Genomic DNA, 24,580 nt, shown 5'->3' on the forward strand with positions numbered 1-24,580 from the left:
TGGCGGAGCTGCCCACGCAGATGTTGATGCTGGGCACGGCAATGGTGGGAGCGGAAGACGGCTCTTCAATGATCACGGTGAAAGGCTGCGTGCTCTCACATCCGATGGCATCCCGCAGGGTGAGGGTGAAGGTGTAGGTGCCTTCTGGCACGCCTGCAGGCATTGCGATGGAAAGCGGGCTGGCGGTAAGCGGCTGACCGGTGATGTCGGTGAAGCCGGTCATCGGGTTGGCGCCGGCGGCCCTGATGTCATATTCAGAAGCGTCACCAGCAGTCTCGGTGTAGGTGAGGCTGAAGGTGGTGGCGGTGTTGCAGATGGCCGCAACGTTCTGCACGGTGAACACCGGCGTCACGTTAACGGTTACGGTGATGATATTGCTGACAGACTCACATTCTCCAGACGTCACTATTCTCCTGTAGTAAGTAGTAGCGGTCAATGCACCAGGTGTATAATTAGCTGCCGTGGCACCGCTAATGTCAGCAAAGGTAGCGGGATCGCTAGACGTGCTGCTTTGCCATTGGTAGGCATAGGTACCGTTACCACCAGCCGGTGTAGCACCGGTGAGCTGGTTCGGCGTTTCGTTGGGGCAAATGGAATGATCGGCCGAAATAATGTTGTTGCTGATCGGCAACCTGTTGATGAGCGTTACCTGGTCGCCATTGGTAGTACAGGCGCCGTTAGTGATTGTCCAGGTCAGGGTGAGAGACTGTCCTGCAGGCAGGTTCACGGTAGCAGCCGGGTCGTGAATATCGCTAATGGTAGCGCCGGCGGGCAGCGTACCACTCCATGACCATGTACCGGTGGCGCCGGTAATGCTGGGGGTAGAGCCGCTGAGCGTGAAGGCCGCATCGTTACAATGTTCCTGGTCTGCACCGGCGTTTGGCGCATCCGGCATTTTATCTACCGTGATGGTTGCGCTGGCGCAGTCGCTGTTTTTACATGCCCTGTCGCTTTCCGCGCGTACGGAGAAAGTAGTGGTTTCCGTAAGCGTTGTGGTCCAGGTGAGACCGGTACCCAGCCTTGTACCCGTTCCACAATCGCCCTCATACCATACCCATTCTGCATTTGAGCCAAGGTTACCGCCTTTTGCGGTCATCGTCACTGTTTCTCCTTCACAAATGCGGCTAGGCGTAAACTCAATCCATGCCGGGGTTGACAGGGATTCCAGGGTAACGGTGAAGTCAGCCGTGCTGGAGCAGCCTGCCGCGTCACGCATCACTATGCGGAAACCGTAAGTACCTGCGGGTGTGCTGGCGGGGTAATTGATCGTGATCTGGCCGGTTGGCAGCGGCTGGTCTATAATATCTACAAAGGAGGTGAGCTCGGGAGCAATGGCAATAAGGTCATATCTCACCGGGGCGCCGGCCGTTACCTGGTATTTCACGTCAAATTTCCCGGACGCGTTACATGCATCTATCGGACTATCCATCGTGAATGCGGGAATAACGTTCACAGTAACGGTCACTGCGTTGCTGGTGCTGGAACACGTGCCTGAGGTAACCACTCTTCTGTAGTAAGTAGTAGTGGTCAACGCGCCGGGCGTGTAATCAGCGTTGTTGGCGCCGGATATGTTTGTAAAACCGGTAGTAGCGCTGGTGGTGCTGCTTTGCCATTGGTAGGCATAAGTAATGTTACCGCCGGAGGGCGTTGTGCCCATAAGCGCGTTGGGCGTGCTGCCATAACAGATGGTTTGGCTGGCGCTGATGGTATTGTTGCCGAGCGCAACAAGGTTGGTGAGCGTTACCTGGTCTGTAGAAGCTGTACAAGGTCCGTTGGTCACCGTCCAGGTGAGGGTAACGGTCTGTCCTGCAGGCAGGTTCACCGTGGCATTGCGGTTATTCCAGTCGCTGATGGTAGCGCCTGCAGGAAGCGTACCGCTCCACTGGCCGGTACCGGTGGTGGGTGCCGCAGCTGCCAGGTTGAAGGCCGCAACATTACAGTGCTCCTGGTCAGGGCCCGCATTTGCGGTAGACGGATCTTCATATACACGCACGGTTACAGTAGCACAAACGGTGTTGCCGCAAGGGCCGCTGCTCACTGCTTTTACATAGTAAGTAGTGGTAGTAGAAGGTGATACGGAAATAGAAGCGCCTCTGTCTATTTCAGTGCCGTTGCAGCTGCCGGTATACCATACCCATTCAGCACCGGTACCCAGGGTACCTGTTACTTCAAGAGTGGCGGAGCTGCCAGCGCAGATATCTACGTTGGGAGCGGCAATGGAAGGAGGAGTAGAGGGAGCGGCAATAGTCAGCTCAAAGGTGGTTTCCGCGTCACAAACACCCGTGGTGCCGGCATCTTTTCTCACTCTTGCGCGGAAGGTATAAGTACCCGCAGGAGCAGATGCGCTGTACGGTATGGAGAAGCTGGTACCGCTGAGCGTTGCATTCGTTATATCCGTAAAGCCGGGCAGCGGGTCTTCCGCTATCAGGTCATACCTCGTGGGGGTGCCGGACGTGGTGAACGGTACGCTGAACGTGAGGTTGGACGGGTCTATACAACGGCTGGCATCCGCTACAGTAACTGTTACCGGCGGCAGTACGTTGAGGGTCACGTTCACGTATTTCGGGGGGCAAGACCCGGTGCCGCTGGGCGGGCTTACCGTCCACCTTACGGTGGCGGTAGTAATGCCATTGAGTAACCTGATGGGCGCTGCCGGGTTGCTCACCTCGGCGGGGTCTATATATACGTTGGCGTTGGCAGGGTTTACTGTCCATCTGCCGGTATGGCCCAGCGAAGCATCGGGCGTGTTGGCGTCCATCACAAAGTCAGGAGAGCATTGTGTGATGTTGGTGGCCGCCACGGTGGCTACCGGGTTGGTATTGAGCCTGAATATCCTTTCAGCGGTGGTAGAACAGTCAGTGCCGTCAGCTGTCACCGTCAGCCTTACCCGCACGTCCGTATTCAACGGCATGTTGGTCAGCGTTGGCTGGTTGGGATTGACAGCGTTCGGCGTAATGGTGGCGCCATGCGGGTCTCCCACAATTTCCCAGGTGGCGGAGTAGCCGGTTTGCAGGGAAGCCGTCAGCGTAAAGTTTTTGGTGACGTCAGAGCACTGGATGGGCGATGTAGTGGTAATAACCGCCGGAATTGTTCTGGCGGAGGTAATATTAACATCATCCGTGATCACGCAGGTGCCGTTGGTAACGGTTACAGAATAGTTTTGCGTGGTGTTGCCTGTGGCAGGAGATAAAATATCAATTGTCTGGGTGGTCTGGTTGCCCGGAGCCCAGCGGATAGAGTAGGCGGCGTTGTCTGCACCGGCATCGAGCGTAATGGGGGTGTTCACGCACACGCGCTGGTCCGGGCCCAGTTCTACAACCGGCCTTTCATCTACTATGATTTCGGCGCTGGTGGTCCTGTAACAGATACGCGGGTTGTGTGTGGTGGGCTCATTACCATATTGTACGGAACCGGTTACCGTATAGGTGCTGGTTACGCTGGGCCGCACGTAAATTTCATTGGCCGGCTGGGTTGTAGCTTCAGGCCAGGGGGTCACAATGTCGGGCCCCGTGAAGGTGAATGTTTCATACCCGTCTTGCGAAGGCGTTTTCAGGTAATTGGCCGTCAGCTTGGTCATATCGCCCTGGCAGATCCGGCCGGCAGCGGTGAGGCTAGGCATTTCCAGGATGCGCAGCGTTACGAAGTTGGACGGTGTATAGCAGCTCCGCCCGCTGGCCTCATTGCCCGCTTCAATGACCATCAGCCGGTAGAGGTAGGTGTTTTTTTCCGGCAGTGTTCCGGTAAGGATGTTCAGCGTGGGGGTGGTAGCGCCGGTATAACCCGGGTCTGAAGGGGAGATCACCTGCCAGCCGTTACCATCCTGTTTGTTGATTTCCCATGAGTAAACAGGGTTTGTAAAGTAATCTGCAGGTGTGATCACTGAAGTGAGGGTCAGCGCCGCACCCGGACACACCAGGTTATCCGTCACAAATTCACCATCAATATAGGAGTAAATCCTGGGGCCGCAGTATTTGAACTCGATGTCGTCAATAGCAATGTCGTTACCGCAACCGCCGGGGTTGTTGTTTTTGATTTCCACCCACACAGATTCCTGACCACCTGCCAGTTCCACAGTACCGCCAAACTGCTGCCATCCCGCCAGCCGCTGCTCTTCTGCAGAGAGATCTGGCCGGGAGAGGTCCATAGACACATCGTTTGTATTGAACTGTTTAATAATGGCATTGGTGGTAGCGTTCCTGATAATAAAAGTAACGCCCGCATAACGGTAAGGATTACTGGCTGTATTTTGACAGACGTTATCCAATACCTCTCTTGAGTTCAGGTTAATGAACCAGGCGGAGAAATTATATTTTGCTCCGGGGCAAAGTCCAGTAACCAGCCTTTTATAGAATGTTTTTTTCTCTTCCGATGAGTTCGCGATCAACATACCGCCGCGGCCATTGCGGGTATGGTCTTCAACATAGTCCCACTGCTGCTTGCCGCCGTCGCGTGAGTTCCAGTGAATGCTGTACCAGTTGTCCGCCAGCTCATGGCCCGCCACGCCGTCAAAGTTGTATTCGATGGTAGCAACGGCAGGATCTACGGCCCTTCTTGCATCGTCGCCAACAGGGAATTGGCCGAAAGTTTCCTTGAAATCCGAAGCAGGCGAGTAGTCGCCCTCGCAAACCTCCATTGTACAATCTTCGACAATAATCTGCCTTGTCACTTCGTAATAGTCGCTGCCATTCCGGTATACGCGTGCCCGGAGGTTGTAGGTGCCTACCTGGGTCAGATTGATGGTAAGGGACTGCCCCTTACTGCCGATGTACCGGAAGAGCGGTGCATCGGCGGCCGAGGGAGTGTTATTGGATGTTTGGTTGACTATTGACCCGTCTGGCAGGGTGATCCGCCAGCGCACATGGTCAACTGTGCCTTTATCAGACCGGAAAGCCCGGACGCTGGCGTAGGCGTTCAGACACACCTTTTCAGGGGCGGTCATATACGCATATTGTGCATCCGCAGTAAGGGCACCCGTTAATATAAATAACAGTAGTAAAAATCTTCTCATTGTCGCAACAATTAGGTGAAACATTAGCCTTGTAAGGAGAGATTACAGGGCGAATCACTGCCGGAAGGGCAGGAGCTGCCTGTTGACATAAAGTGTTTGGAACAATGAGGAGCGTTGGATGAATGGCCCCATTTCACAGGTGTAAAGGATCGATTTCATAGGCTTCGGTTATTCGGTACTTCAATAGGTATATGGACAAATTTTAAAATATCTGAAATTAAAATTAATGATAATATAGGAATAAACAAAAATAGGAATTTCCCGCTGGATGCCAAAAAATCACGTTATAGCTGTTTATAAAGTATGAGGCGGTTTGAGAGTCAAGCCGTTAATCAGGTGGAAAAAATGTTAACTTTTTTTCATGCGGGAAGGAAATAAATGAATTTTTTTGTGTGGCATGTGACTTTTATGAAATAATTAGCTACCTTTGCAGACCAAATTCGTAGTATAATGCCTAAAGTAAAGACTCATAGCCGTGCGAAGAAGACGTTTACGGTGACCGGCAGCGGAGCGATCAAACGCCCGAACGCTTACAAAAGTCACTTGTTGACTAAAAAGTCTAACAAAAGAAAACGTTCACTGAGAGGAAGTAGCCTGGTGGCTGATGCAAATCTGAACCTGGTGAAGCGTATGCTCGTACTTCGCTAATCTCATTTTATTCACTAAACAAGTTTTAAAAAGCATACCATGCCTCGTTCAGTAAACGCAGTTGCGTCCAGAGCCAGAAGGAAAAAGATCCTGAAACAAGCGAAAGGCTTTTACGGTAAACGTAAAAACGTTTATACCGTAGCCAAGAACGTTCTGGAGAAAGGCCTCACTTATAGCTATGTTGGTCGCAAACTGAAGAAAAGAGAATACCGTACTCTCTGGATTGCCCGTATCAACGCTGCAGCCAGGGCCGAAGGTCTGACTTACTCTCAGCTTATTCACAGATTGACAGAAAAACACATCGGCCTGAACAGGAAAGTACTGGCTGATCTGGCAATGAATGAGCCTGAAACTTTCAAAGGCCTCGTTGCCTCCGTGAAATAGGACTTTTACATCCAAGTATACAAGAGCCGGTGACCTACGTTACCGGCTTTTTTGTGCCTTTTATATCCTGAATACCCTGTAATGCGCTTCCCACCGCATTTCCGGTATGCCGTTCTTCGGGAAGATCCCTACCACAGCAGAACCGCTGCCGCTCATGGCAGCAAACACCGCCCCATGGCGGTACATCTTTTCCTTAATACCCCCAATTACCGGGTAGGCGGCAAATACCGGGGTTTCAAAATCATTCACCAGTTGCTCCTTCCAGGCAGGTACGTTAGCCCAGTCTACCTTTTCAAGGGGCAGGGCGGGGGCGCCGGGTGTCAGCTGACCGAAGGCCCAGCCTGTATTGATGTGAATACAGGGGTGTACCAGTAAAAAAGACCATTGGCTGAGGTCCAGCTGCAGGGGCGTTATCAGTTCCCCGCGGCCGCGGGCCAGGCAGGGTGCGTTCCTGATAAAAAAAGGGCAGTCGCTTCCCAGCCGGGCGGCATAAGCTTCCAGTTGCGCTGTGGAGAGGCCCAGGTTATAACGGGTATTGAGAATACGGAGGGTAAAGGCCCCGTCTGAGGAGCCGCCGCCCAGTCCGGCCCCGATGGGAATGTTCTTATGTAGGTGAATGTGTACGGCGGGCAGCTGGGGAAAGTCCTGCTTCAGCAGTTCATAGGCTTTCCGGCAAAGATTATTGCCTTCATCTCCGGGAATTTCTATGCCGCTATGGGAGAAAATGGGCTCTTCTGCCGTTACGATCTCAAGCGCGTCGTACAGGGGCAGGGGATAGAAAACAGTTTCCAGGTCGTGAAAACCGTCAGACCGCTTTTGCAGCACATGTAAACCCAGGTTGATCTTGCAATTGGGAAAAAGGACCACAGCGTTATTTACTTTTTCGGCTATTGATCTCGTCGCGGATGGCAATGGCCCTGATATAGTCTTCCTGCTCCAGCACCTCCTGCAGGAGGGTGTTCAGCTCGTCCAGGTTCAGGGCTTTCAGGTCGTCTTCCGCACCTTTCTCATGTTCGGAAATGGCCGGACTGCCGGCCGGTTTGGCCGCTTTCTTGCCTGCAGGGTCGTCCAGCAGGATACCGGCGCTATTGAGAATGTTCTCGTATGTATAAATAGGGCAACCAAAGCGCACCGCCAGCGCCAGTGCGTCCGAGGTGCGGGAGTCTATCTCTATGGTATCATCGTTATTGGAACAGATCAGTTTGGAGTAAAATATCCCTTCCTGCAAATTGCTGATAATAACTTCGTGTAATTCAATATTGAACGCATTCATGAAGTTTTTCATCAAATCGTGCGTCAGGGGCCTGCTTGGCTGCATTTTTTCCAGCGCTACCGCAATGGCTTGTGCCTCAAACCCTCCTATCACAATGGGCAAACGTCTTAATCCGTTCACTTCTCCCAGCACCACGGCGTAAGAGTGGGTTTGTGTAATACTATGCGACAAAGCAACTATTTCCAATTCTATTTTTCTCATACTGTCATTACGCGTTAGCGCTCACGTTTATTCGGAGTAAGACGTGAAGTTAGAAAAATAATCGATATCTAAAAAGCATTGGCCGTAGACTATTGGCAGCCAATTCATTTTCAACCGGCTGCCAATAGTTGTTGGCCAATGAGATATAATTAATTCCCTTTATATTTCTTGACGGCTTCGGTCAGTTTGGGTACCACCTCAAAGGCGTCGCCCACTATACCGTAGTCTGCCGCCTTGAAGAAAGGGGCCTCCGGGTCTTTGTTGATCACTACTATCACTTTGCTGCCGTTTACCCCGGCCAGGTGCTGAATGGCGCCCGAGATACCGATGGCCACGTAGAGGTTGGGGCGTACGGTAAACCCGGTTTGGCCTACGTGCTCGTGGTGAGGCCTCCAGCCGGAGTCTGCCACGGGCCGGCTGCAGGCGGTGGCGGCGCCCAGGGCATGGGCCAGGTTTTCTACCAGCGCCCAGTTTTCGGGTCCTTTCAGGCCTCTGCCACCACTTACAACTATCTCGGCTTCCGTGAGGGGCACTTCCCCGCTGATGGTCTCCGATTTCACTACTTTCACCCTGAAGTCCGCGTCACTGACGGCGGGGCTGAACGCTTCCACGGAAGCGGTGCCGCTGCCGGGTTCCAGGCTGAACGTATTGGGCAGCACGGATATGATCTTCTTTTCGGACGTAATATTTACGTTGGCAAAAGCCTTGCCGGAAAACACGTTCTTTTTCACCACAAAGCCGTTGGCCATGTCAGGCAGAGAGATGGCGCCGGCCACCAGGCCTGCTTTCAGCCGTGCGGAAAGCTGCGGCGCTACGGCGCGGCCGGAAAAGTTGTGGGAGAAAACAACAATACCGGCGTTTTCTTTGGCTACGGCCTCGGCCAGCACTTTTGTCACCACCCCGGCCTCCGGCTCGTTCAGCCGGGCATCGGCCGCATGCAGCACCTTTGTGGCGCCGTACTGGCCCAGAACGGCCAGCTCTTCGGCGCCCACTTCGCCCAAAACCACCGCCGTGGCGGTAGTACCGGTTTGCCGGGCTACTTTGGCGCCGTATTGCACGGCTTCCAGGGCTGATTTCTTGATCTTTCCTTCAAACTGATCGGCAAATATGATAACAGACATCTGATTAAGTTTAATAAGTAAAAAATTGAAACAACCGGCCCTGTTCTAGATCACTTTGGCCTCTTCATGCAGCAGTTTCACCAGTTCTTCCACGTTATCCGCGGGGACCATTTTCACGCCGGCCTTGGCGGGCGGCAGCTCAAAGGAGACAATAGCCGTAAGGCTGTCTGCCGCCACAGGCTCCACCACTTTCAGCGGTTTGGTGCGGGCGGCCATAATACCGCGCATGTTGGGAATGCGGGCCTCTGCCATCCCTTTCTGGCAAGACACCACTACGGGGAGGTCCACTTCACACACTTCCTCACCGCCTTCTATTTCACGGCGGAGGGTGGCCGTTTGCCCGTTGAGGTCAAATTTTGAAGCAATAGATACAAAGGGAAGGCCCGTCAGTTCCGCCACCATGCCACCTATGCCGGAGCCATTGTAGTCAATCGTTTCCTTGCCGGTGAAGATAATATCGTAACCTTCCTGTTTGGCGTGTGCCGCAATCTGGGAAGCTATATAAAAACTGTCAGTACTGTCTGCGTTTACGCGGAAGGCTTCATCTCCGCCCAGCGCCAACGCCTTGCGGATCACGGGTTCTGTGTCTGCGCCGCCTACCGTTATCAGGTGTACCGTTGCGCCCTGCGTTTCTTTCAATTCCAGCGCCCGGACCAATGCATACCACTCGTCATACGGATTGATGATGAACTGTACGCCGGCCTCACTGAATTTCGTGTTGTTGTCCGTGAAAGCTATTTTTGCAGTCGTGTCGGGCGTTTTACTGATACATACTAATATCTTCATAACCGTAACTGTTTTGTTTAAAAATGCAGTGTAGGCAAATATATGGGATTTAGGTATTCAGCCCGTCCGCTTTTAAAATTAGCACGTACATGGACAGAATAGCACAATTGAAGGCATTTTTGGAGAGCAGCCCGGGAGACAGCTTCCTGCAGCACGCGCTGGCGCTGGAATACATCAAGCTGAAAGACGACGCCACCGCCCGCGGCATTTTTGAGGCCCTGCTGGAAAAAGAGCCCGGCTATGTAGGTTCCTATTACCACCTGGGGCGCCTGCTGGAGCGTACCGGTGAGCGGGATGCGGCCATTGCCGTGTACGAGAAGGGGATGAGCGTGGCCCGCGAAGCGCGGGATATGCATGCCTACAACGAATTACAGGCGGCCCACGAAGATTTGACAGACGAATAATGCCACACCGGATGACAGAACAGTTTACACGTTACATGGCCGCGGAGCGGCTTCTTGACCCTGCCGCCCCGCTGCTGCTGGCCGTGAGCGGGGGACTGGATTCCGTAGCGCTCACGCACCTCTGCGTGCAGGCGGGCCTGCGCGCGGAAGTGGCGCATTGCAACTTCGGGCTGCGGGGCGCAGAATCTGACCGTGACGAGGCTTTTGTGCAGCACCTGGCTGCCACTTACGGGTTGCCTTTTCATGTGAAACGTTTCGATACCGCGGCTTATGCCGCCAGCCATCAATGTTCCATACAGGTGGCGGCAAGAGAGCTGCGCTATGCATGGCTGGAGGAGCTGCGGCAGCAAGAGGGACTGGCTGTTATAGCCACCGCTCATCATATGCAAGACAATGTAGAAACCTTGTGGATGAATATCTCCAAAGGTACCGGCATGGCGGGCATGCACGGCATATTGCCGCGGCAGGGCCGGCTGGTGCGGCCGCTGCTATTTGCCACACGCGAGGAAATTGCGGCATACGCTGCAGCCAACGGACTGCAGCATGTGGAAGACAGCTCCAACGCCACGGACAAGTATACACGAAATTATTTCCGCCACCAGGTGCTGCCGAAGCTGGAGGCTGTTTTCCCTGAAGTAGTAAAAAACACCGGCGCCACCATCCAGCGTATGCGTGAAGCGGAAACCCTTTACCGCCAGGCCATTGAGGTACATCGTAAAAAGCTGGTGGAACAACGGGGAGCGGAATATTTCATGCCTGTGCTCAAGCTGCAAAAAGCGGAGCCGCTGGGGACTATTTTATATGAACTGCTGAAACCCTTTAATTTCAGCCCTTCACAGGCCCTGCAGGTGGAAGACCTGCTCGGCAGCGGGCCGGGCAAATGGGTGGCTTCCTCCACACACCGGCTGGTGCGGGACAGGAGCTGGCTGATCATTACCCCGCTGGAAGCGGCCAGCTCAGCGCATTTTGTGATAGAAGAAGGGCAGGAGGGGCTGCTGCTGCCGGAAGGCGCGGAAATAAGCATACAGGTAATGCCGGCCGAAGGCGCCGAGTTGCCCACATCGGCCAATATAGCCAGTGTAGACAAAAGCCGGTTGCAATTCCCGTTGCTGCTGCGCCGGTGGAAACAGGGCGATTATTTTTATCCCCTCGGCATGCAGAAAAAGAAAAAGCTCAGCCGCTTTTTTATTGACCAGAAACTGTCCCTGCCGGAAAAAGAAAAAATATGGGTGCTGGAATCAGGGCAGCGCATTGTATGGGTGGCCGGCATGCGTATAGACGACCGTTTCAAGGTAACGCCCGCTACAAAAGAGATCTGCCGGCTGCAGTTAAAAAGAGGGGCTCATTAATTTGGCAATAAATATTTTGAACAGTTCAGGTTTGAGCACAATAGGGAATACCAGGCCCAGCACGGCGCCCCAGAAGTGAACGTCGTGACCAATGTTGTCCATGCCGCGTTTGGACATGTACCATGAATAACCCAGGTACAGCCCTGCAAATATCACCGCGGGGATGGGTATCAGCCCGAAGGGATAAATGGTGAACCATGGCTCGAATATCACAATGGAAAACAGCACGGCAGACACAGCGCCGGAAGCCCCGATGGCCCTGTAGCCGAAATTCTCCTTGTTCCTGAAATAGGTGGACACCTGCGGCAATACCAGTCCCAGCACATACAGCAGCAGGAAATAAATTTTGCTGCCGAAAACCGCAGCATATATCTGCTCCATGGCCCGTCCGAAGAACCAGAGGGTGAGCATGTTGAAGATGAGGTGCATGTAATCGTTATGTACAAAACCTCCTGTCACAAAACGGTACCACTGGTTACGTTCATGTATCATATAAGGCCAGAAGCTCAGTTTGTCTATCTGGTCAGGCCGGCCGAATGAAGTAATAGATATCAGTGCGGTGAAAATAATTATAATGAGTGTTATGGAAAGGGTCATAAGTTTTCTGTTAAGCTGTAAAAATAATCATTGATGATGATATTTCTCGTTGTTGAGCACGGTATAGGCCCGGTAAAGCTGCTCGGCAACGATGAGGCGCACCAGCTGGTGGGGAAAGGTAAGGGCCGAAAGTGACAGTTTTGTTTGCGCGCGTTCCAGCACGGCGGTATCAATGCCAAAAGCGCCGCCGATGAGTATGATCAGCTGGCGGGTGCCGGCATTGGCGCGCTGTTGCAGGAAGTCCGACAGCTGAAGGGTGGTCATGGTTTTTCCCCTTTCATCCAGGGCCAGCAGGTAGTCTTGCGGCTGCAGCATATCCAGTATCATTTTCCCTTCCTGTTTTTTCAGTTCCGGAACGGAAAGGCTGCTGGCCTGTTTCACGGTGGGGATTAATTTGATGTCGAAATCTGTGTAATGCTGTAATCTTTTCTGGAAAATTTTGATGCCTTCGTTGATGTAGGCGTCGTTTTCCTTGCCAATGCTCCAGAGCTGTATTTTCACGGGTTTCAGCGTTTTAGATGTTAGGCCAAAAGTAAATGGAAAAAATAAAAGGGGCAGAAATTTTGAAAAAAGATTTGCAGAAATAAAAATTCTCCCTACATTTGCATCCCGTTCAACACAATACGAATGGCTCCGTAGCTCAACTGAATAGAGCATTTGACTACGGATCAAAAGGTTTCAGGTTTGAATCCTGACGGAGTCACAGAGAACGGCAAACCCGGTAAATGAAAGTTTACCGGGTTTTTTTATTGCTGCTAACGGCTGTTTATTTTTTGCAAACTTTTGCGCGCGGGGAAGTAACGCCCATTAAAATCTTCCGGGATATTTTCATCCATACACTCCTGGAACACGGCGTCAAGGCCTTGCTGATGGAACACCAGTTTCAGCCGGCAGGTTTGCCCTGGCTCAGTTATCAGGCAACTATCACCACGGCGCGTTCCGGCGCCGGAGAATATGCCATGCCGGCCGGAAGGCGTATCCCACCAGGCAAAAACAGAGGCTTTCACCTGATCTTTCTCTTGGGAAATGCGTATTTCGCAATAAGCTCCATTGTCTTTTTTCAGCCGGTACAAACGCTCCGGGCTGTTGGAGATGGGCTGGGGAAGCATGTAGAGGAGAACGGCGAAGAGGAATTTCATGACGGTAACTGGTTTTTGATATAGAAGTTATTCCTATTTAGCAACAAAAAAAATTCTGCAGGTTGACGAGTCATCAAACGGCTATTCCCGCGGAATGCCTAAATTTGACGCAGCGGCGCAGGGAATGATCCAGAAGGGCAGCTCACCGCTTTTAAAACGATGATGTATGATGAGGCTCTACCTGTTGTGCTTTTTGTTTGTTCCAATTCTTTTTTCCTGCGGCACTACCAAAACTGTCAGCAAAGTGCAGCTGCAGGCGCAATCCGTTAGTTGTGCGCCTACCACGCCCCGCAATTATGTATGGCAGACGCCCAACCTGCACCGGCCGCTCACGCCGGCCATGCTGGCGCGCTTCTCTAAAAAAAGCTGGCAGCTGGCCAGTTTGCTGGGCATTGAAGGAGAGTTGCAGCAACTTATGCAACTGGAAGAAAAAGGGAAGGGCACTTTTACAACAGAGGAGCGGCTGCAATGGCTGGAGCTGAAGCAGCATGTGGCGGAGCGGGTAGACCTGGCCTCCCTTGAAATATCCGCTACGGCAGCGGAGCTTGACTGTGAAGAAGAGCGGGCAGACCAGTACAAGGAACTGTTGCGGGAAAAAGTGAGCAAGGCGGAGCGGAAGATCACGGTGGCGGCTATCATCACCGGTGCGGCCACGGGGCTGCTGGTAGGGGTCATGAACCTGTCTAATAACGGCAACGAGAACCTTTCTGAAGAAATAGCGATTACGGGCGGCATTGCGGAGGCCACGCTGGGTATTCTGTCACTCAAGATTGACCGCAACATTGTATTCAGCCATAGCAGGAACCACTTGCAAGACATCTGGTTTGGCGCAGACTCCACCAGCAACTTTCCGCCGCTCATCTGGTATTACCTCAACCTGCCTTTTAACCAGGGCGCTCCTTCCTTGCGGGAATCTCTGAAAGCGCAATGGCAGTCTATGGACCAGCTGGCCCTGAAAGAACGCGGCAGCCTGTATTTCGGGGAAGGCGGAAAATATTCGGCAGATGAGCTGGATGACCGCTCTGCCATGCTTGACCAGCTGGAGGCCCGGATATCTCTCATGAAAAAAGACCTGCAGCTTATTACGAAGGAACTGATAGAAGGCAAGCCCGGCAGTAATTAAAAAAGGCCGCCTCTTTTTGAGACGGCCGGTATTGGCTTTATACTGTTTCTTCCATCAGGTAATGATCTCTCACTTTCCGTACACGCACATGTTCATCGTACTCATACTTGTAGCGTGACGTTTCATAGTCGCTCCAGTCTATATTGGCGCGCATAATGTTCTTCAGCCCGGCTACATACCGCAGCAGTTCCCGTTTCATCACCGGCCCTTCATCCGGCAGGTTGCGGGAGAGGGTGATGAACTGCTCCACCTGTTCATCGTGGATCTTGCAGGCTTTGTGAATAGCCGTTTCAATGGGTACGTTCATTTCGTGGCCCAGCAGCACCACCAGGTTGTGATAATCCCCATGCCCTTGCTCCTTGCTGAGGGAGAAAAGGTCGTTGGCCCAGCATACGGTGTTGCGGCAGAGTTTGGTCAGTTCTGTTACCACGGGGTGGTTGTACAGGCGTGCCGGCAGCCTGATGTTGTCTGCCACGGCAATGGTGTCTGTGGCAATGTTGGCTGCGCCCAGGTACTGGCGGCGCTCCATGTAGTCTCTCAGGGAAGGCCAGCGGCGCACTTTCACATTTTCATGCTGCCAGATGGCGGCGTTGAAGATGTCTTCAATGCTGGCAATGAACTGGCGTTGCCAGCCCCTGGTGCTCATACCTTTCATACGGTGCCACAGCTCTGAAAGAGCCATCAGCACGGGATTGCCTGACTGCTGGCCAAATTCCGGCTTGCGCAGCGTGTAAATGAAACCTTCAATAATGCTGCGTACGGAGTGGTCTCGCCCTTCGGAGGCAGCTTCTTCTTCCTGGTGGTCAAGGTAATCGTCCAGCAGGAACAGGAGGGTGTTCAGGTCTGTAAAAGCGCAAAGGGCTTCATATCCGGCATTCGGGAACATTCTGGCCACCATCCATGCAAAGCCCTGCTGGCGGTAATGTTTCAGGTGTTCGGGAGAGCGCACCAGGTTGAAGCGCATCAGCCAGTTGGCGGTGTGCTGGTCCGCTTCGGCTACGTTACAATTAATAAGGGAGGGAAACGGGCAATAGAGCCGCCCGGGAAGGATGACTTGTGGCATAACATGCATCTTTTAAAAGGTTACTGTAATATGAGTGTCTATGAATATAAATATATTCAAGATACATCATGCCTGAAAAGATGCACTACCGTTATTGATGAAATATCAGTTACCAACGAGTGACAGGGCGCCGGAAATGATGGCCCTTACTTTCGGGAAATAGACGGGTTTGGTGAGAAAGCCCGCGGCACCTTGCTGCATGGCCGCGTCCTGGTCTTCCGCAAACGCGCTGCCGGTCACGAATATTACGGGGATGTGCCGCAGGGCGGGTTGTGCCTTGAACCGGGCCAGCAGCTCCATGCCGGGGTGGTCCGGCAGTTCCATGTCCAGCAATATCAGCTCCGGTTTGTGCAACAGGGCCAGCTGGTAGCCTTCTTCCCCGTTAGCGGCCGTAACGGGGCGTATGCCGATGGAGGAAAGATATTTGCACAACAGCTCCACGCTCATCCTGTCATCGTCAATTACCAATATGGAAACGCCTTCCGGTATAGGGAAATGTGCCGGGCCGGGCTCATCCATGGCCGGCGTGGGGGCATCTACGTTAGGCAGCGTTACCCTGAAAATGGTGCCGTTGCCCGGTTCGCTTTCCACTGTAATCTGCCCTTTCAGCATATGGGCCAGGTTCTGCGCAATGTGCAGCCCCAGGCCGGTGCCGTAGGCGTTAGACTGGCGGGTGGTGAAAAATGGATCGAATATATGTTTCACCTGCTCCTGGTCCATGCCCATGCCCTGGTCCCGCACAGAGAGCATCCAGCCGCCCGCCGCGCCGGCAATATGCACGGTCACTTTCCCCAGCGGGAAAGAGAACTTGATGGCGTTGTTCAGCAGGTTGTTCAGTATCTGCGTTACTTTCACCGGGTCAAAGTTGATCTGCTCCGGCACGTCATCATCTACCGTGGCCAGCACTTCCACCTGTTTGAACGCCGCATGCTGGGCAAAAATTTCCGTAGCGTCATGCAGCCATTCCCGGATGTTGATCCTTTTCACCAGCAGTGTATGCACCTTGCCGCTTTCAATGCTGGCCAGCTCCAGTACGTTGTTGATGATCTCCAGCGCCAGGTGGGAGGAATGATGGAGGCTGCGGTGGTATTTGGGAAGGTCTGCCGGCACGTAGTCCCCGTTATGGAGGAACTGGCTCACGCTGTGAATGGCGTTGAGGGGCGCGCGCAGCTCGTGGGTGGTTTCCCGCACGTATACGCTTTTTGACGCGCTTACTTTTTCCAGGTCTTTATTGGATTGTTGTACCTGCTGCAGCAAGCTGCGGCTGTTCCTTTCGTAATAAAACAATACGATGCCGTTCAGGAAAAGGATGATGGCAATGGAGAGACTGCGGAACAGCACCTGCAGGCCGGTATTGATAGCAATAGGCTCCACCACGTGGTAGTGGGCGTTCAGCTCCAGCAGCACCATGGTAATGCAGCTGAACAGGATGCACAATATGCGGATGTTGCGCTCACGGAAAAGGAGGAGCGGGGTACCTACCAGGAACACGGCCATCAGCTGGGCGTCAACAACACGCCCCAGCAATACACCGAAGCAGATGGTGGCCATACACTGGATGAGGTGGCTGAGCAACCCCGCCATAAAATATTTGCGGAGGTAGTTCAGTAAAATGACCGTGGCAAACAGGCCGGTTTCCACTAAAGCTGGGTAAAGGATGAGGTGGCTGCCGGAGAGCAGGAAAAGGAAAATGCCTATGAAAAATGACAGTGATCCGGTGATCACGCTGATCACATTGGTGGTATGCACCCTCTTATTGAGCTCTTTGTTCTGTGTATCAGCCCCGGCATGCAGCAGCTTAGCAAGTACGGGAAATTTGTCAAGGGAAAGCATGGATATTCAGTTAGGGTACATGTCGATTAACCTACCTAATATACGGAATTTTCGTAAAAAGGGTTTATATGGTCAGGCCGACCGGTAACAGCACATGATCAGTACCCCGCAAAGGTAATTAAATAGGAGGAAATTATAATATGGTGCGCCTCCGGCGGATTGGTCAGCGTTTTCTCCCCGGCAGAAAATACAGCAGCCCGCAACAGGCCAGGAAGAGAATGAAAGATGCTATCAGCGCGGGGATGGCAACATCCCGGTTATGTTCCAGCGTATTGTTGAGGCCGCTGTACAGCAGCCAGATCTGCAGGGTGATGAGCAGTATCTGCACCACAATAATGGCAAGAGTAAGCGTGCTGGTCTTGTTGGGATGCGCTTCGTCCTGCGCTCTTCTGAAATTACTCATGGCAATTGTTTTATAGCCGGTTGTTTTCAGGCCGGGCCGTTCACGTAAACCTGTCCGCTTTCCACCATTACTTCCAAAGCCGGCAGCGGCCTTGGCGGCGGCCCTTGCACCACTTCACCGGTGTTGGCATCAAACCAGCCGTTGTGGCAGGGGCATTCTATTTTGCCAGTGCCCGCTTTGTAGAACACGGCGCAGGAAAGATGGGTGCATTTCTGCTCGTAAGCCCTGAACTGCCCGTTTTCCAGGTGAATGAGGATGTAGGGCGTATTACTGCCCGGAAGCTGAAATGAGCGGGTGCCGCCCAGGGGCAGCTCGCTTACACTGCAAACCGCGAACCGGCCGGCCGGCCCTTTTTTTCCTTTCCAGAAAGAACGGATGGCCACATAGCCGCTGCCGGTAACCATAGCGGCGGATATAAGGCAGAGCATGCGGGAGAACTCACGGCGGGTCACCAGCCGGGCCTCTTCCTGCCGGTAGGGGAAATCTCTTTGCCAGTCAGGAGGCTGCGGGTATTGTTTCGTTCCCATCTCTTTACTATTCATGTACGTTCAATACGGTGGCGCCTTTCGGCATCATGATGTTGACTTTGGTGGTTACCATTTCATGGCCGAAGCGGAAATGGTTCACAGGGTCGCTTTGCGGCCGCATCTGCCGCATTTCTTCACGCGTGCCGTAGTACAGCGCGCCGCTGGGGCATACAGTGGCGCACATCGGTTTTTTACCGGCGCTGGTGCGGTCATAACAAAGGTTGCACTTCATCATCAGGTCATACTTTTCCTGCTTGAACGGCACCCCGAAGGGGCAGGCCATTACGCAGTTGGAGCAGCCAATGCAGCGGGCGGTATTGGCAGTGTGTACCACGCCAAACTCGTCTTTGCTGATGGCATCTGCCGGGCAAACGCGGGCACAAACCGGGTCTTCACAATGCATGCAGACCTGTACGGTGGTTTGAATGGTATGTGCGCGGTCTACGTAATTGACATGTATCATAGACTCATGCCCGTTGGTCTCGCATTCCGCGCAGGCCACCACGCAGGCCTGGCAGCCGATGCAGCGCTGCATGTCTATGAAAAATTCCATCTCTGACTTGAAATAATTGGCCGTTTCCATATACTGTTTTTAAATGCTGTCAAATGCAGTTTCTGTGCCGGGTTGGGATATTTGCCCGCTGGGCTCCAGCCGGCAGGCGCACACTTTGAACTCCGGTATTTTAGACACGGGGTCAAGCGTGCCGGGCGTTAGCTGGTTGGCAGATTTTCTGCCGGGCCAGTGGTACGGAATGAATACGGTGTCTTTCCGGATGGTTGCTACAATGTTGGCCGGAAATTCCGCCTCCCCGCGCCGTGTAACCACTTTTACCTTTTCCCGCTGGCGGATGCCGTAGCGTGCGGCCAGCTCCGGGTGTATTTCCAGCAGCGGTTCGGGAAACTGGTCTACCAGCTTGCCGATGCGCCGTGTTTGCGTACCGCTCAGGTATTGAGACACTACGCGGCCGGTGGTGAGCACCACGGGGTAATCTTCATCCGTAACCTCGCCGGGCGGGCGGTAGTTCACGGGGTTGAAGTGCGCCTTGCCGTCCGGCGTGGCAAATTTGCGGTCTTCCCAGAGGCGCGGCGTGCCCGGATGGTCTAACGTGGGACATGGCCAGAAAACGCCCATGTTCTTTTCTATTTTCTCGTAGGTGATGCCGTAGTAGTCCGCAGTGCCGCCTTTGGACGCTATGCGCAGTTCATTGAAAATATCTTCGCTGCTGTTGTAGCTGAACTTGTCCGCAGCACCCAGCCTTGCGGCCAGCTCCAGTATAATGGCGGTATCCGTGCGGGCGTTCCCCGGCGGCGTAACGGCCTGCCGGATGCGGGTTACCCTGCCTTCCGCGGTGGTTACCGTGCCGTCTTCCTCTTCGTGCAGGGAACCGGCCAGCACTACGTCTGCATACCGAGCCGTTTCATTCAGGAAAAAATCGATGGCTACGTAGAACTCCAGCTTTTCCAGCGCTTCACGTACAAAGTTGTTGTTAGGCAGGGATACCAGCGGGTTAAAGCAGATAGACAGCAGGCCTTTCACTTCCCCGCGGTGAATGGCTTCTATCAGCTCATACGCGGTGTAGCCCTGGCCGGGCAGTTCCTTTTCGTCAATACCCCATACGCCGGCAATGTACTGACGGTGTTCCGGGTTGTTGATATCCCGGTTGCCGGGCAGCTGGTCGCATTTATGCCCATGCTCGCGCCCGCCCTGGCCGTTGCCCTGGCCGGTAATGGTAGCATAACCGCAATACGGTTTGCCGATGCGGCCTGTTGCCAGTACCAGGTTGATGCAGCTCAGCACATTATCTACACCCTTGGAGTGATGCTCAATGCCGCGGGCATGCAGTAAAAAGCTCGTTTTGGCTTTTCCCCACCATTCCGCGGCCTGCCGTATTTTTTCTTTGCTCACGCCGGTTACGGTTTCCGCCCATTCCAGCGTATAGTCTTTCACGGCTGCAATGGTGGCATCAAAGCCGGTGGTATGCTGGTTGATGAAGTCATGGTCCAGCAGGTCATTATCCACCAGGTATTTCAGCATGGCGCCGTACAGGGCGGAGTCTGTGCCGGGCCTTACGTCCAGGTGGAGGTCTGCGGTGCGGGCCAGGGGTATCAGGCGCGGATCGGCCACTATCAGCTTGGCGCCCAGGTCTCGCGCCTGCCACAGCCAGTAGGTGAGGGTGGGGAAGGTTTCACTCACATTGGCGCCGCAGATGAAGATCACTTCCGCCCCTTTGAGGTCTGAATAGTTATTGGAGCCACGGTCAAGCCCAAACGCTTTTTTATTGCCCGCGCCGGCGCTTACCATGCAGAGGCGGCCATTATAGTCGAGGTTCTTTGTTTTTAGCGCTACACGGGCAAATTTGCCCATCAGGTAAGATTTTTCATTGGTGAGGGAAACGCCTGACAGTACGGAAAAAGCATCTTTGCCGTATTGCTCCTGGATGCGGCGGATGGCGTTCACGGTCTGCTCCATGGCCGCATCCCAGCTTACCGGCTCAAAGCCTTTGCCTTCGGCCCTTTTGAGAGGGGAGAGCAGGCGGTCGGGATGATTGTCCTGCAAATACCGCTGCACGCCTTTGGGGCAGAGGCGGCCTTCGTTAAAGGGAAATTCCATCCAGGGCTCAAAACCTACCACGCGGTTTTCCTTTACCAGCAGTTTGATGCCGCATTGCATGCCGCAAAAGCAACAATGGGTGGGTACGGACTTGTCCGGCTCATCACGGCCGGCATAGCCTTCCCTGGGCGTGTAATTGAGATGCGGGCCAAAGTCAGCCACCAGTTTCTCAGGGTCTACGGGTAGTTTTGCCATATCGTTTTCAATAGGTCCGTAATACTAGCCGAAATAACGGCCGCTTTCCTGCCGGGCTTTCAGATGCGCCTGCGCTATGAGGGAGCGTTTGCCCTCCGGGCTATAGTCCAGGTGCGATCTTTTGCCGTCTATATTAAAGTCTATGCCCAGCTCCTGCGTGAGCACTTTGAGATCATCTACATGCTGCTGCGGCGTGTATTCCTTGCCGGTATGCAGGCATTTGGCCATGCCTTTGCGCCGGCCTTCCGCCTGGTAGAGATATACGCCTATCTGCGCGGGGCGCTGAATGATGTGGAAGAATTTTCCGAAGGGTATCCATACCAGGAAAATGATGACGGTTACCGCGTGGGTAACGGCCATGAACTCATAAGTGATGCCTTTGAGGAACACATAATCATATGTAAGGCCCAGCCCTGTTACCGCAATAGCGGCCAGCAGCACCAGCGGCAGCCAGTCTCCGCCAAAGCTCTGCGTGGCAATGAGGCCGCCGTTGGTAAAGCGGCGGTACATGAACAGCCCTACGCCAATGATCACCAGCCAGGAGCTGATGCTGAGCACGTTGAAGATGAGGAAGGCCATGACGGAGCCCAGTTTGAACTCGAACAGCCTGAAGCCGAACACATGCGCTTCGTAGAGGTTGGTGCTTTCAGGATGTATGCTGGTAGCGGGGTTCATGGTGAAATGTATCCATCCCAGTGTGAGCGGGATGGTAACGGCAAAGGCCAGCAGGCAGCCGGAGGCCATCAGGAAATGGCCCCACCAGCGTTTGTTGCCCCTTGGCTGAATGAAATACTGGAAGCCGATGTTCCGTACGGATTTTCGTACAAACAACCAGGCGTAGGGAAGGAAACGCCCGCTGAAGAGTATCTGCCAGGTGCGTTTGAAATAGAGCCAGGTAGGCGGGCGCTGCAGCCACACCGTGTAGCGGTATACAATACCGAAAGTGGCGAACACCGTACCGAAAAGGTACGCAATAAGGGCGGCATCAAAATTCTGCAGCTTGCGGGAACCTGCAAATACGAGCGCTATCAGTAATAACGTGGCGGCGGTTGCTACCCAAAAGGCTTTTTTGTTGAGGTGGTAACTGAACATTTTTGTTTCCTTTCGCGTTGACCTGTTAACCTAACACACTTTACACTCAAATAGTTTGCTTAATTTAAGAAAAAATCAGCATGTATGGAGCAACAACATCCTACAGGTACCGCATACCGCGTGCTCTTTTTTAATACGCTGGCTTTTACGGTCTGTTTTGCGGGCTGGGTGCTGAACGGCGTACTGGTCACTTTTTTGATGGACAATGGCATTGTAGACTGGACGCTGGTGCAGGCGGGCTGGCTGCTGGGCATACCGGTGCTCACCGGCTCCGTGATGCGCCTGCCGCTGGGGCTGCTGACAGACAAGATAGGGGGACGATGGGTATTTGGCGGGCTGATGCTGTTCTGCGCTATTCCCTTGTTCCTGCTCTCTACCACCACCAGCTATTCCCTGTTCCTTATATTGAGTTTCCTCTTTGGTTTGCTGGGCGCCAGCTTTGCCGTGGGTGTGGGTTTCACGTCTGTATGGTTTCCCCAGCAGTGGCAGGGCAGGGCGCTGGGTATTTTCGGCGTTGGTAACATCGGCTCCGCCATCACTACCATGGTGGCCCCTTCGCTGCTCATCAGACTCACCGGCAACGGTACGGAACCAGACGGCTGGAAGATGCTGCCGCTGATTTACGCGGGGGCGCTGGTGGTAATGGCCATTCTTTTCATGGTGTTTACCAGCAACAAAAAACCGGAAGGAGCGGGCAAAACGCTGAAGGCGGCGCTGCAGCCGCTGAAAAGCCTGCGGGTGTGGCGTTTCGGGCTGTATTATTTCCTGGTGTTCGGCTGTTTTGTAACGTTTTCGCAATGGCTGGTGTCTTACTTCCTGAACGTGTACAATACCGGCCTGGTGATGGCGGGCATGCTGGCCTCCTGCTTCAGTTTGCCGGCAGGCCTGTTCCGCGCGGTAGGCGGCTGGCTGTCTGACAAGTTCGGCGCCCGCAAGGTGATGTACGGGGTGCTGAGCGCTTCGCTGGTGATCAGCTTTCTGCTGCTCATTCCCCGCATGGAAATATTCTCTCCCGGCGCCGGTATTATGGCCGCGCAGGCCGGTACGGTGAGCGCGGTGAGCGCCGACATGATTACGGTGGATAACAAACAATACCCGCTGCAGGCACGCGCCGCCCATCCGGAAGACAGCAGCCGAAGGCAGCTTATTTTCCCCACCAAAGAAAGCTGGCAGGAAGCCGCAGTGCAGCCCGGCGAGCAAGTCACAAAAAAGCAGATACTGGCTACCGGCGTTACCCGCATTTATTTTCAGGCCAACATATGGGTGTTTGTAGGCCTTATTGTGTTGATGGGCATGGCATGGGGCATCGGCACCGCGGCGGTATTCAAACATATTCCCGAATATTTTCCCAAAGAAGTGGGCATTGTAGGCGGTATGGTAGGCATGATAGGCGGCCTGGGCGGTTTTGTGGGCCCTATCCTGTTCGGCTACCTGCTGCAGCTCACCGGGCTGTGGACCAGCTCCTGGCTGTTCATATGCCTGCTCTCCGCGCTCTGCCTGGTATGGATGCATGCCGTCATCACCCGTATGATGAAGAAAGGTGCACCGCACCTGGCAGACAAGTTTGAAATACCGCATCAATAAGCGCCGCCTTTTCAGTTTTATGGCTATTTTGCAGCGTAAATAGCCGGCAAATATGCTTTCCAAATCTGCTGAATACGCGCTTAGAGCCACCATATATATTGCATTGAAAGGTACTGAAGACAAGAAGCTGGGGATTGAAGAAATAGCCAAAGCTATTGACTCGCCCCGTTCTTTCACCGCCAAAGTGATGCAATTGCTAACCAGGGATAACCGGGTAGTCAGCTCCGTACGCGGCCCCAACGGGGGCTTTTACATGACGGAAGCGGCGCGGAAGCTGCCGGTGCGTGCCGTGTTGGAAGCAGTAGGGGAGTACGAGGTTTTTACCAAATGTGTATTGGGACTGAAAGAGTGTTCCGAAAGCAGGCCCTGCCCCATGCACGAGCAATACCGTTCTATCAGGGCACAGTTGCGGCAGATGTTTGAGAAAACTACCATCCAGCAGCTGGCCGAAGAATTTGACGGCGGCAAGCTGGTGATCGGCAACCGCCCGTCCAGGGCCGCTAAAGGTCTTTCTTCCTGAATACCCTGACACCCAGCAGCAGCGGAACAAATACCCAGCATACCAGGCTCACCACGGCGTACACGCTGCCGGCAGGCGTGCCCAGGAATTTTTTGAACAGCGCCCCTGAATATCCCATCAGCACCGCCGCATCCAGCTGCAGTAACATCAATACCCTTGCAAGATCTACCGGGTTGAAGGTCATCACCCCTATCAGCGCCTTGTCAACCGGGTAATCACTGAATGCATAGATCAGCATCATCAGCAGCCCGTCAAACAGGAGGGTAAAGAACAGCGCCACAACAATGGCGGCGCCGATGCCTCTTGTTTTATCTTTCGTCAGTACAAACACCAGCAGAGCAACAGACGTGAAAATGCAGCTGAGCACTACGCCGGTGAAGATGAGAATGAGCGAAGGCAAGAGCGGCGCCATCAGTATTAGTGGCAGGCCCACGCCGGCAATAAATGCAACGGAAAGCGAAAATGCCATGCCGGAATAGACGGCCAGCAGTACACGGGTCCTTTTGACAGGCTGGGAGAGCAGCAGCTCAATAAATTCCAGCGAGTTGAAAAAATAAATGGTGGCAAAGAGGGTGGTGATCACCGGAACAAACAGCAGGGTAATATTCAGCAGGCTCAGCAGGGCCTTGCTGCTGCCGCTTTCCAGGCTGAGCAGGCTGACGGAGAGCAGGGCCAGCACCAGTGTGTACACGGCCACAGACCGGTTCCGCAGCAGGTCG

The 24,580-nt window shown here is 53.7% G+C and carries 23 protein-coding genes and 1 tRNA gene; 8 read left to right on the plus strand and 16 right to left on the minus strand.

Translation table 11 applies throughout. The features are described from left to right. Window positions 1–4,939 (minus strand): hypothetical protein (locus ABDW36_RS25485; protein ID WP_343704771.1); only part of this gene is annotated, 4,939 nt, incomplete at its 3' end. 519 nt (window positions 4,940–5,458) lie between these two features. Between ABDW36_RS25485 and rpmI the strand changes: the two genes are divergently transcribed. Then, the gene (gene rpmI / locus ABDW36_RS25490; protein WP_343704772.1) at window positions 5,459–5,656 is read left to right on the plus strand and encodes a 50S ribosomal protein L35; all 198 of its coding nucleotides are present in this window, start codon (window positions 5,459–5,461) and stop codon (window positions 5,654–5,656) included. Between the two features lie 39 nt (window positions 5,657–5,695). Next, window positions 5,696–6,040, plus strand: a complete 345-nt coding sequence (rplT, locus tag ABDW36_RS25495) for a 50S ribosomal protein L20 (RefSeq protein WP_119081000.1) — start codon at window positions 5,696–5,698, stop codon at window positions 6,038–6,040. A gap of 60 nt (window positions 6,041–6,100) precedes the next feature. On the opposite strand, the gene ispE is transcribed toward rplT, so the two are convergent. From ispE to ABDW36_RS25515, 4 genes are all read right to left on the minus strand, one after another. After that, window positions 6,101–6,907: a 4-(cytidine 5'-diphospho)-2-C-methyl-D-erythritol kinase gene (ispE, locus tag ABDW36_RS25500; protein WP_343704773.1), complete on the minus strand. Its 807-nt coding sequence runs from the start codon at window positions 6,905–6,907 to the stop codon at window positions 6,101–6,103. A gap of 4 nt (window positions 6,908–6,911) precedes the next feature. Further along, the gene (locus ABDW36_RS25505) at window positions 6,912–7,514 is read right to left on the minus strand and encodes a bifunctional nuclease family protein (protein ID WP_119080998.1); all 603 of its coding nucleotides are present in this window, start codon (window positions 7,512–7,514) and stop codon (window positions 6,912–6,914) included. 149 nt (window positions 7,515–7,663) lie between these two features. Beyond that, window positions 7,664–8,635 carry an electron transfer flavoprotein subunit alpha/FixB family protein gene (locus ABDW36_RS25510; RefSeq protein ID WP_343704774.1) on the minus strand — a complete coding sequence of 324 codons (972 nt, stop codon included), beginning with the start codon at window positions 8,633–8,635 and terminating at the stop codon, window positions 7,664–7,666. Between the two features lie 45 nt (window positions 8,636–8,680). Next, window positions 8,681–9,421: an electron transfer flavoprotein subunit beta/FixA family protein gene (locus ABDW36_RS25515; protein ID WP_343704775.1), complete on the minus strand. Its 741-nt coding sequence runs from the start codon at window positions 9,419–9,421 to the stop codon at window positions 8,681–8,683. Between the two features lie 89 nt (window positions 9,422–9,510). Here ABDW36_RS25515 and ABDW36_RS25520 point away from each other — a divergent pair, with 89 nt between their 5' ends. Together ABDW36_RS25520 and tilS are read left to right on the plus strand one after the other, a co-directional pair. Further along, window positions 9,511–9,825, plus strand: a complete 315-nt coding sequence (locus ABDW36_RS25520) for a tetratricopeptide repeat protein (RefSeq protein WP_343704776.1) — start codon at window positions 9,511–9,513, stop codon at window positions 9,823–9,825. An 11-nt stretch (window positions 9,826–9,836) separates the two neighbouring features. Beyond that, the gene (gene tilS, locus ABDW36_RS25525; protein ID WP_343704777.1) at window positions 9,837–11,174 is read left to right on the plus strand and encodes a tRNA lysidine(34) synthetase TilS; all 1,338 of its coding nucleotides are present in this window, start codon (window positions 9,837–9,839) and stop codon (window positions 11,172–11,174) included. Here tilS and ABDW36_RS25530 read toward each other — a convergent pair. Then, window positions 11,154–11,771 (minus strand): rhomboid family intramembrane serine protease, encoded by a 618-nt coding sequence (locus ABDW36_RS25530; protein ID WP_343704778.1) that lies wholly within the window; start codon window positions 11,769–11,771, stop codon window positions 11,154–11,156. The two genes, tilS and ABDW36_RS25530, sit on opposite strands and share 21 nt — an antisense overlap. A gap of 27 nt (window positions 11,772–11,798) precedes the next feature. Beyond that, the gene (locus ABDW36_RS25535; RefSeq protein WP_343704779.1) at window positions 11,799–12,272 is read right to left on the minus strand and encodes a 23S rRNA (pseudouridine(1915)-N(3))-methyltransferase RlmH; all 474 of its coding nucleotides are present in this window, start codon (window positions 12,270–12,272) and stop codon (window positions 11,799–11,801) included. 128 nt (window positions 12,273–12,400) lie between these two features. Between ABDW36_RS25535 and ABDW36_RS25540 the strand changes: the two genes are divergently transcribed. Next, a tRNA-Arg gene (locus ABDW36_RS25540) sits at window positions 12,401–12,474 on the plus strand. Window positions 12,475–12,526: 52 nt separating this feature from the next. On the opposite strand, the gene ABDW36_RS25545 is transcribed toward ABDW36_RS25540, so the two are convergent. After that, the gene (locus tag ABDW36_RS25545) at window positions 12,527–12,910 is read right to left on the minus strand and encodes a hypothetical protein (protein ID WP_343704780.1); all 384 of its coding nucleotides are present in this window, start codon (window positions 12,908–12,910) and stop codon (window positions 12,527–12,529) included. 166 nt (window positions 12,911–13,076) lie between these two features. Between ABDW36_RS25545 and ABDW36_RS25550 the strand changes: the two genes are divergently transcribed. After that, the gene (locus tag ABDW36_RS25550) at window positions 13,077–14,033 is read left to right on the plus strand and encodes a hypothetical protein (RefSeq protein ID WP_343704781.1); all 957 of its coding nucleotides are present in this window, start codon (window positions 13,077–13,079) and stop codon (window positions 14,031–14,033) included. A 37-nt stretch (window positions 14,034–14,070) separates the two neighbouring features. Here ABDW36_RS25550 and ABDW36_RS25555 read toward each other — a convergent pair whose 3' ends face one another. The 7 genes from ABDW36_RS25555 to ABDW36_RS25585 form a co-directional block, all read right to left on the minus strand. Beyond that, the gene (locus ABDW36_RS25555; RefSeq protein ID WP_343704782.1) at window positions 14,071–15,096 is read right to left on the minus strand and encodes a hypothetical protein; all 1,026 of its coding nucleotides are present in this window, start codon (window positions 15,094–15,096) and stop codon (window positions 14,071–14,073) included. Window positions 15,097–15,201: 105 nt separating this feature from the next. Next, entirely contained in the window at window positions 15,202–16,929 is a 1,728-nt protein-coding gene (locus ABDW36_RS25560; protein WP_343704783.1) for a hybrid sensor histidine kinase/response regulator, read from the minus strand. A 163-nt stretch (window positions 16,930–17,092) separates the two neighbouring features. Next, a complete protein-coding gene (locus ABDW36_RS25565) occupies window positions 17,093–17,332 on the minus strand; it encodes a DUF6755 family protein (protein WP_343704784.1) in 240 nt (79 codons plus the stop codon). A 26-nt stretch (window positions 17,333–17,358) separates the two neighbouring features. Continuing rightward, window positions 17,359–17,859: a Rieske (2Fe-2S) protein gene (locus ABDW36_RS25570; protein ID WP_343704785.1), complete on the minus strand. Its 501-nt coding sequence runs from the start codon at window positions 17,857–17,859 to the stop codon at window positions 17,359–17,361. A 7-nt stretch (window positions 17,860–17,866) separates the two neighbouring features. Further along, the gene (locus tag ABDW36_RS25575; protein ID WP_343704786.1) at window positions 17,867–18,442 is read right to left on the minus strand and encodes a 4Fe-4S dicluster domain-containing protein; all 576 of its coding nucleotides are present in this window, start codon (window positions 18,440–18,442) and stop codon (window positions 17,867–17,869) included. Window positions 18,443–18,451: 9 nt separating this feature from the next. Next, the gene (locus tag ABDW36_RS25580; protein WP_343704787.1) at window positions 18,452–20,665 is read right to left on the minus strand and encodes a molybdopterin oxidoreductase family protein; all 2,214 of its coding nucleotides are present in this window, start codon (window positions 20,663–20,665) and stop codon (window positions 18,452–18,454) included. A 24-nt stretch (window positions 20,666–20,689) separates the two neighbouring features. Beyond that, on the minus strand, window positions 20,690–21,757 hold the full coding sequence (locus tag ABDW36_RS25585; protein WP_343704788.1) for a hypothetical protein: 1,068 nt from the start codon (window positions 21,755–21,757) through the stop codon (window positions 20,690–20,692). Between the two features lie 84 nt (window positions 21,758–21,841). Between ABDW36_RS25585 and ABDW36_RS25590 the strand changes: the two genes are divergently transcribed. Together ABDW36_RS25590 and ABDW36_RS25595 are read left to right on the plus strand one after the other, a co-directional pair. Further along, a complete protein-coding gene (locus ABDW36_RS25590; protein WP_343704789.1) occupies window positions 21,842–23,341 on the plus strand; it encodes an MFS transporter in 1,500 nt (499 codons plus the stop codon). A 52-nt stretch (window positions 23,342–23,393) separates the two neighbouring features. Continuing rightward, on the plus strand, window positions 23,394–23,861 hold the full coding sequence (locus tag ABDW36_RS25595) for an Rrf2 family transcriptional regulator (protein WP_343704790.1): 468 nt from the start codon (window positions 23,394–23,396) through the stop codon (window positions 23,859–23,861). Here the strand turns inward: ABDW36_RS25595 and ABDW36_RS25600 are convergent. Next, a partial coding sequence (locus ABDW36_RS25600; RefSeq protein WP_343704791.1) for an ABC transporter permease subunit occupies window positions 23,842–24,580 on the minus strand: 739 nt, incomplete at its 5' end. The genes ABDW36_RS25595 and ABDW36_RS25600 overlap by 20 nt on opposite strands.

This window comes from Chitinophaga sp., assembly GCF_039596455.1.
Lineage (GTDB): Bacteria > Bacteroidota > Bacteroidia > Chitinophagales > Chitinophagaceae > Chitinophaga.